The 269-nt window shown below is 31.2% G+C and carries 1 protein-coding gene; it reads left to right on the top strand.

The genetic code is table 11. The annotated features are described in order from the left end of the window. The coding region (locus DM397_RS00185) for a hypothetical protein (RefSeq protein ID WP_162615411.1) at positions 1 to 269 on the top strand (269 nt) is incomplete at both ends.

Here is a 269-nt window from a genome sequence, read left to right as displayed (position 1 = left end):
CTTATTAAAAGAATTGCCGATCATCTTTTTAATCTGGTAAAAGGGTTTAGTGTTCATAAAACCAGTGCTTTAAGCAGTCTTGATTATTTAACTCAGGAAGAAGAAAAGGAGTTGTTGGTTAAATTCAATGACACAGATACTTCTTACCCTGATGATAAAACCTTCATTGATTTATTTGAAGATCAGGTTGAAAGAACCCCAAATAATATTGCTGTTGTATTTGAACAAACACAATTAACGTATCAGGAACTTAATGAAAAATCCAATCA

Source organism: Flavobacterium nitrogenifigens, from assembly GCF_003254565.1.
GTDB classification, from domain to species: Bacteria; Bacteroidota; Bacteroidia; order Flavobacteriales; family Flavobacteriaceae; genus Flavobacterium; species Flavobacterium nitrogenifigens.
The sequence above is the reverse complement of the archived record's forward strand: the minus strand, read 5'-3'. Positions and strand labels throughout refer to the sequence as shown.